The organism is Flavobacterium sp. (assembly GCF_035456225.1).
In the GTDB taxonomy this organism is placed as follows: Bacteria; Bacteroidota; Bacteroidia; order Flavobacteriales; family Flavobacteriaceae; genus Flavobacterium.
Window position 1 is genome coordinate 1 of the sequence record NZ_DATIDM010000157.1, and the last position, 6,472, is coordinate 6,472.

The 6,472-nt window shown below is 36.2% G+C and carries 5 protein-coding genes; 1 reads left to right on the top strand and 4 read right to left on the bottom strand.

From position 1 onward, the window contains the following. Window positions 1–507: 507 nt before the first annotated feature. Window positions 508–1,800 carry an MltF family protein gene (locus VLB74_RS09210; RefSeq protein ID WP_325203161.1) on the bottom strand — a complete coding sequence of 431 codons (1,293 nt, stop codon included), beginning with the start codon at window positions 1,798–1,800 and terminating at the stop codon, window positions 508–510. A gap of 686 nt (window positions 1,801–2,486) precedes the next feature. After that, window positions 2,487–3,014 (bottom strand): NADPH-dependent FMN reductase, encoded by a 528-nt coding sequence (locus VLB74_RS09215; RefSeq protein WP_325203162.1) that lies wholly within the window; start codon window positions 3,012–3,014, stop codon window positions 2,487–2,489. A 227-nt stretch (window positions 3,015–3,241) separates the two neighbouring features. Between VLB74_RS09215 and VLB74_RS09220 the strand changes: the two genes are divergently transcribed. After that, window positions 3,242–3,787 (top strand): hypothetical protein, encoded by a 546-nt coding sequence (locus tag VLB74_RS09220; RefSeq protein WP_325203163.1) that lies wholly within the window; start codon window positions 3,242–3,244, stop codon window positions 3,785–3,787. A 67-nt stretch (window positions 3,788–3,854) separates the two neighbouring features. Here the strand turns inward: VLB74_RS09220 and VLB74_RS09225 are convergent, their stop codons facing one another. Further along, a complete protein-coding gene (locus tag VLB74_RS09225; protein WP_325203164.1) occupies window positions 3,855–4,250 on the bottom strand; it encodes a response regulator in 396 nt (131 codons plus the stop codon). 13 nt (window positions 4,251–4,263) lie between these two features. After that, window positions 4,264–6,472: PAS domain-containing protein (locus VLB74_RS09230; RefSeq protein ID WP_325203165.1), on the bottom strand; the 2,209-nt coding region annotated here is incomplete at its 5' end.

The window sequence follows — 6,472 nt, forward strand, 5'->3', positions numbered from 1 at the left end:
GTCATTTGTGTTTTTACCGGAACAACTATATCGGTATGAACTCCATTGGAAAGCAGGTAAATTTCAATTCCCTTATCAGGTTTGACTACATCGGAGTTTACGGAAATACGCGACAGTCCTATTACGGCTGCAACATAAATAATCAGAAGTACTAAAATTGTTAACATCGTTCTGAAAAGGATTTTTAGAGTTTTAACCAAGACTTTCATAATGCAGCTATTTATTAAATACTGCCATACAATTATTGCGCCAAATTTTTATTCAATTTGTGCATGTTCTTCTCTCCGATTATTTTCGGAATAACTGTAATAATCATTCATTCCAATAGGCTTTGTCTTTAAAAAACTGATGAGCTTTTTACCTCCTGCAAGCCAAATGTTTTTCTGTTTTTATTTTCAATTACGTTACAAAATCTTTTTAGGTTTTCTATCAATAAACAGGTATCTGTGCTTTATATTTCAATCCGGATTCCCATCCTGTCACGCGATAAAACCTCAACGCTTTCCTTTATTCATGATCTTCTGCACTGCGTTCGACCATAAGTTTGTACGAAAGATAATATTTCAAAACGTTTCGTACATAGGTAGTTGTCTCCAGCCCAATCTTTTCCGAAGCTATGATTTCAACGCTGTTTAGCCACACATCGGGGTTCAACCCACGTTCCGTCGCTGTCTTCCGTAAACTTACAATTCTATTGGGGCCGGCATTATAACACGCAAACGCAAACATTGATTTATTGAACTTGTCGAAATGTGCATCCTGAAAATACTCGGTCATCAGTACATTCATATACTTTGTTGCCGCATGTATATTGTGCTCCGTAACTTTTATGTCACCTACTTTCATTTCTGCCCCGGTTGCGGGCATCATCTGCATTACGCCAATTGCTCCCGCCGGACTTCTTTCATTTTGGTCAAGTTTCGATTCCTGAAATCCCATTGCTGCCAACATCAACGGATCAAAATCATATTGCTTTCCATACTTCTCAAACAATTGAATGATTTTCCTGTAGCGTTGCGCATTTTTTGAATCTGTCGGATCCTGGAGTTGTTTAACATTCTGGTAATATTTCTTAAGGCGGTAAGACATGCCACCAAGCGGCTTCTCGAAATCATGATAGAAATCATTTAATTCTGCCGCAATCAAAGGGCTGTTTTTGCGGAATGCACAACCGATATAGCCGCTTCCGACTACTACATTTTCATTTAGTCTTATATCAGGCAAGACCTGAACCCACATTTTTGCCATCCAGTCGTCTACCACAATAGTTGAAATGATGCCGACATTCAGCATTTCCATAAGATCCTCATCTGATGCATCTTCAGACATAATCTTAAATATGGCCGGTTTTTTCCCTTTTGCCATGAGCATTTTATTAACCTTTTGCAGATTTTCAAAATAACTCGACGATTTACGCACATAGATTACCCTGCCCGACAGTTGTTCCAAATTAGTTACCGGTGCATCTTTCATACGGGAGAGAACGATTTCCGATACAACACCAAGCTCTTTAGGCGCCACAAAATCAACCTTCTGCATTCGCTTTTCTGTCGCAGTGATGTTACCCGCTGCAATGTCACCAAGGCCATTAATAATATTTGCAATTAATTGATCACGCGGTGTCGGTAAAAAAGCAACTGTAAATGGGATACCATGATGTTCCTTATTATATTTCCGGTTGAGAAACTCCTCGAATCTCCTGAAATTATCTGCGGTAATACCTCGTTCCCTTCCTTTATCATTAAAAAAAAGTGTCCGGCTATAAGGAACAAGCACCCGAATTATACGGCGCTTTAGCATTGTGTCAAAATCGCCGACATACACCTTCTGTGTCTTGTGCAATTCATGTAGAAAACTGTTTGTCTCTATTCGCTTAATTGAGTCTGCAATGGCTTTTTCCTTTTCTTCATTCTTCTTAGCATCAGTACAGGAATTTAAAAAAAACAGAAGCAGGAATAAAGATTTAGCAACGAAAACATTTTTAGTATTCATTCCACATGCCGACAATGCGTTTGTCTTGAACATATTTCTAAACAATTTGTTCACTGAAACTTTTCATTTAGGGAATTTAGGTTTATCTGTTAGATTAACTAAACTCCTTCCTACACCTACTTTCTTTTAAAAATGAGATCTTTAATCATTCTCAATTGTAAAGATATTCCAACTGGATCTTGTTCGCTTTTTGTATTTTTTTGATTGATGGGCAGATCATTGGAGAGATTTCCGGACTTGCCTCCGACCAAACAACAGTTCTTAAATGCATAATAAATTTACAAAAAAATACAGTTGGCTGGTACTGCTACAGCATGAAATGATATTCAGAGAAATTAATCCCTTCGTTCTAAAAACGAATACATCATCAACCTTGTGTTACGGATTGTCCGTACATACCGATAAACATTAGAATTTAGCAGCGAAGTGTTTTAATAATTATGCGTTAGTTGAAATTGATTCAATAGTAATAATGGATCGGAAAGGATTAAAAATCAGAAGCTCAAATTCTTAACGATACCCCTTATCTGATTGTCCAGTATTAGGTTGGATATTTTCATGTTCTTACTATCGAAATTGTCATAGAAGCTCGGCAACGAAAAGGTGGCAATGATGTTTGCCCCATAGCGAGGAAAAGCAGTCTGGGCAATTTCAAGAACGCGGACTCCTCCCCTTTTTCCGTCTGAAGTTGCCATCAACAACATGGGCTTACCCTGAAAAACCTTTACATTGATTCGGGAAGCCCAGTCAAAGGTGTTTTTAAAAGCTGCAGAATAGTTCCCATTGTTTTCAGCCATGGAAATAACCAGCATATCTGCCGAAGCAATTTTATCCAGAAATGCCTGGCCCAACGGGTGCTGTCCGACTTCTATTTCCAAATCCACGCTGAAAACCGGCATGGCAAAATCATTCAAATCCAAAACCTCAACCTCTGCATGTTCAAATAAATGAGACACATAGGTGGCCAGTTTCTTATTTATTGAGTTTTGGCTTATACTTCCTCCAAAAGCAACTATTTTCATAACGCATCATTTTATGCTCAAATTTAATCAAATTGAAACAGGAACACCCTTATTCTTATCACAATTTATTATATAACTTCTGACAAATAAAAAACAACACTTACTTCTAAAATATGTTAATTTATTCACAAATAAACACTTTTAAACTTCTTTTAATATGATTTTAAAGATATTACTTGTTTTTTATAACTAATTTTGCAATGTATTAATGATTAAATTAAAACGTCATGAAAAAGGTAATATTAATCATTGCAGCTTTATTCACCGCAGTGGGTATTACTGCTCAAAACACGGATGTAAAAAAAGAATCCACAACTACGACGAAAACAGTTAAAGATTCCAAGGGAGAAAAAACAACGGTTAAAACGGAAGAGGTTCAGGAAGTACAAAAAATTGAATTTAAGGATCCTAAATCCAATACAAGAGAAAAAGAGGTACTTGACAAACCGGCCGATGTATCAAAAAAAGTTACAGTAACCGTAGATGGTGTTTCTCGTGAAATCAGTAAAGATTACTCCGGATTTTACAAATATAACGGGGCAAAATGTAAAATGATTTTAGACAAAGTTGGCTATTCCATTATTAATCCTGATACCAAAAAAAGATTGGCGACTTTAAGGGAGCTATCAAATGGTGGATTTATAGTAACCAGTGGTAAAAAAGTTTCTGTTGGGTATTTTGATCCAAACGGCAATTTGGTATTGCAGTCAGTTGATCCAAAAACCGATACGGTCATTACCGAAACAGCAGAATTTATTAAGCCCGAATTGTAAAAAGACTAACAATAAAAAACGTCCTGCCAAATTAAGCAGGACGTTTTTTTTATTTACCTGAATACGGTTAATGCATTCTTCTGTTCATAAGTAAATTAATCATTTCGGCCCTTAACGGCTTGACAAAATAATCTTTTACAACGCTATATTGCTTCGCCCGCTCTATATCATTTTTATTATTGGAAGAAGTGAGCATTACAATAAAACAGCGCCTTTCACTGACTTTCGGAAATTTAGTTACCTCATTCAGAAAACCAAATCCGTCCATTACCGGCATTGAAATATCAAGAAAAATCAAATCGGGGAATTCTTCGAAATCTTCCTTAACCTCTTCAAGATGCTTTAAGGCATCTATTGCCGAACTCATTAGAGATACTTTATCTGCCACGCCACTTTTAGCAACTATATGATTTGAGATAAAGTTATCAATATCATTATCATCAATTAGCATTATATTCTTCATTTTCATAATCAATTTAAAAATTATTTCGATTCGGAATCCTAATGGTAAATAGAGTTCCTTCGTTTAATTTTGATTTAACTGTGATAGTTCCCTTTAATTTTTCCAATGTCTCTTTGACTATATACAGTCCAATACCTGATCCTGTTGAAAGGGAACTGGAACGATAAAACATGTTAAATATTTTTCCCTGTTCATTTTCGTCAATACCAACGCCATTATCTTCAATAGTAATCACAGCGGTTTGATTATCACACTTAAAGTTAACAAAAATAAAGGGATTTTCCTTGCTCCTGTCGTAATATTTATAGGCATTCGAAAGCATATTATTAATTATAATCGACAGTCGGTCATAATCACATATGAATTTTACTTCCGAATTTGTTTTGATTTTTAAATCAACTTTTTTTACCTCTTCTGTGTTTTTGAGATTTCCTTTAACATCATTAACCAGTGCTTCAAAATCGATTTCATTATCTTCCAGTTTCATTCTGGCATTTCTTGAATAGTTGAATATGTCATCAATGAAATTATCCAATTTGGAAACACTTGTATTAAGCATGGCCAGACGCTCAATCAAAGTATTGTTTTCTTCTGTAGTCCCTTTTTCTTCTATTTCGGATTTTGAAATATTAATTAACCCGAGCATCGATTTAAGTGGAGCGCGCAAATCATGAGAGGTACTGTAAACAAAACGGTCTAATTCCGAATTGGTTTTCTTAAGTTCTTCATTGGAAAGAATAAGTTCTTCCTCGGCCTTTTTACGCTCTGTAATATCCCTGTAATTAAGGATCAGGGCATTAATACCTGTCTGATTCAGCAAATTTAAAGCAGTCCCTTCAATCCAAACCTGATGTCCCTCTTTATGTATAAGCCTGAATTGATTTTGCAACGGAATCCCCGGAGAATTGATTACTTCCTTAAAAAAATTTTCAGCTTTGGCAAAATCCTTATGAAATATAAAACTGAGAAACTGATTCGATTTAAAATCCTCCAGACCATATCCGGATATCTTTCCTGCAGAAGGACTTTGATATTCTATTTCAAAATCCGAATTAACCATAATGATGGCATCACTCATGTTTTCTGTTAAGGCACGGTATTTTTCTTCACTTTGTACCAACTTCATTTCTGCTTGTTTTCGTTCGGTAATATCGGTTCCAAAAATCATAATGTGAGTCACTTCGTTATTTGTCAGAATGGGCACAAATCGGGAACGTACCCATTCGCCGGAAGAAATTTTATTTTCAATTTCAAGGTTCTCACCGTTACGGAAGCATTTTTCTACCGCCTCTCTGGCTGTTTCACGACTTTCTTCGGGTAAGACAGAAATACAATCGGCACCAATTAAAGTCTCAATAGTTATCATAGGTGTCCTTGTTCTGTTTATCGCCTCAATTTTAAAATTTTTATTTACATAAAGAATGATATCCGGTGAATTCTCAAACTGACTTTTAAAAAGTTCCGTAGCTCTTTTTCGCTCGGTAATGTTATCTGTAAATATGATAATGCCACCTATTTCATTTGTTGATTTGTACCAAGGACGGACTTCCCAACGCAACCATTCGACCCTTCCATCTGCTCTTACTACAGAATCTTCTTCGCGTTTCTCCACAGCACCTTGCAGACAGCGTTGATGAACATCTTTCCAGTCCTGACTAATTTCTGGGAAAACTTCATAATGATTTTTACCGATTATATCCTGTCCGGACAAATTAAAGTCTGTTATCCATCTTCGACTCGTAGCGATGTACTTCATATCATTATCAAACATAGCTAAACAAACCGGACTGTGCTCAATAAACAGATTCAGCTGCGCCTCACGTTCTGCTAATTGGGCTTCTGCCCTTACCTTTTCCGTTACATCACTGGCCAATGTCAAAGCGGCCGGGCGATTGTTATAAATTATCCTGTGCGGACTGATTTCCATAATCATCTCTTCGCCATTCTTTTTAAAATGCCTGAAGTTTTCTTTGAAGAAAGGTTCTTCACCAAGAAGCATTTTCCCGGCAAACTCTCTTATTTTATCATAATCTTCAACAGGACGATAATCAAGGGCAGTCATCGTACTCCATTCTTCTCTGGTATAACCATATTTGTTTAAGACTGCCTCATTGACTTCTTGAATTTTTAAGGTTTCCAAATCCCAAATGAAGATGTAAGCAGGATTATTATTGAATAAGTATCGATATTTTTCTTCGGAATCCTTAAGCGCTTTTTCCGCT

Bases quoted from the DNA above. Each gene is read 5' to 3' on its own strand.
- VLB74_RS09210 (WP_325203161.1), bottom strand. From the start codon at position 1,800: ATGCTAAAGCGCCGTATAATTCGGGTGCTTGTTCCTTATAGCCGGACA.
- VLB74_RS09215 (WP_325203162.1), bottom strand. From the start codon at position 3,014: ATGAAAATAGTTGCTTTTGGAGGAAGTATAAGCCAAAACTCAATAAAT.
- VLB74_RS09220 (WP_325203163.1), top strand. From the start codon at position 3,242: ATGAAAAAGGTAATATTAATCATTGCAGCTTTATTCACCGCAGTGGGT.
- VLB74_RS09225 (WP_325203164.1), bottom strand. From the start codon at position 4,250: ATGAAGAATATAATGCTAATTGATGATAATGATATTGATAACTTTATC.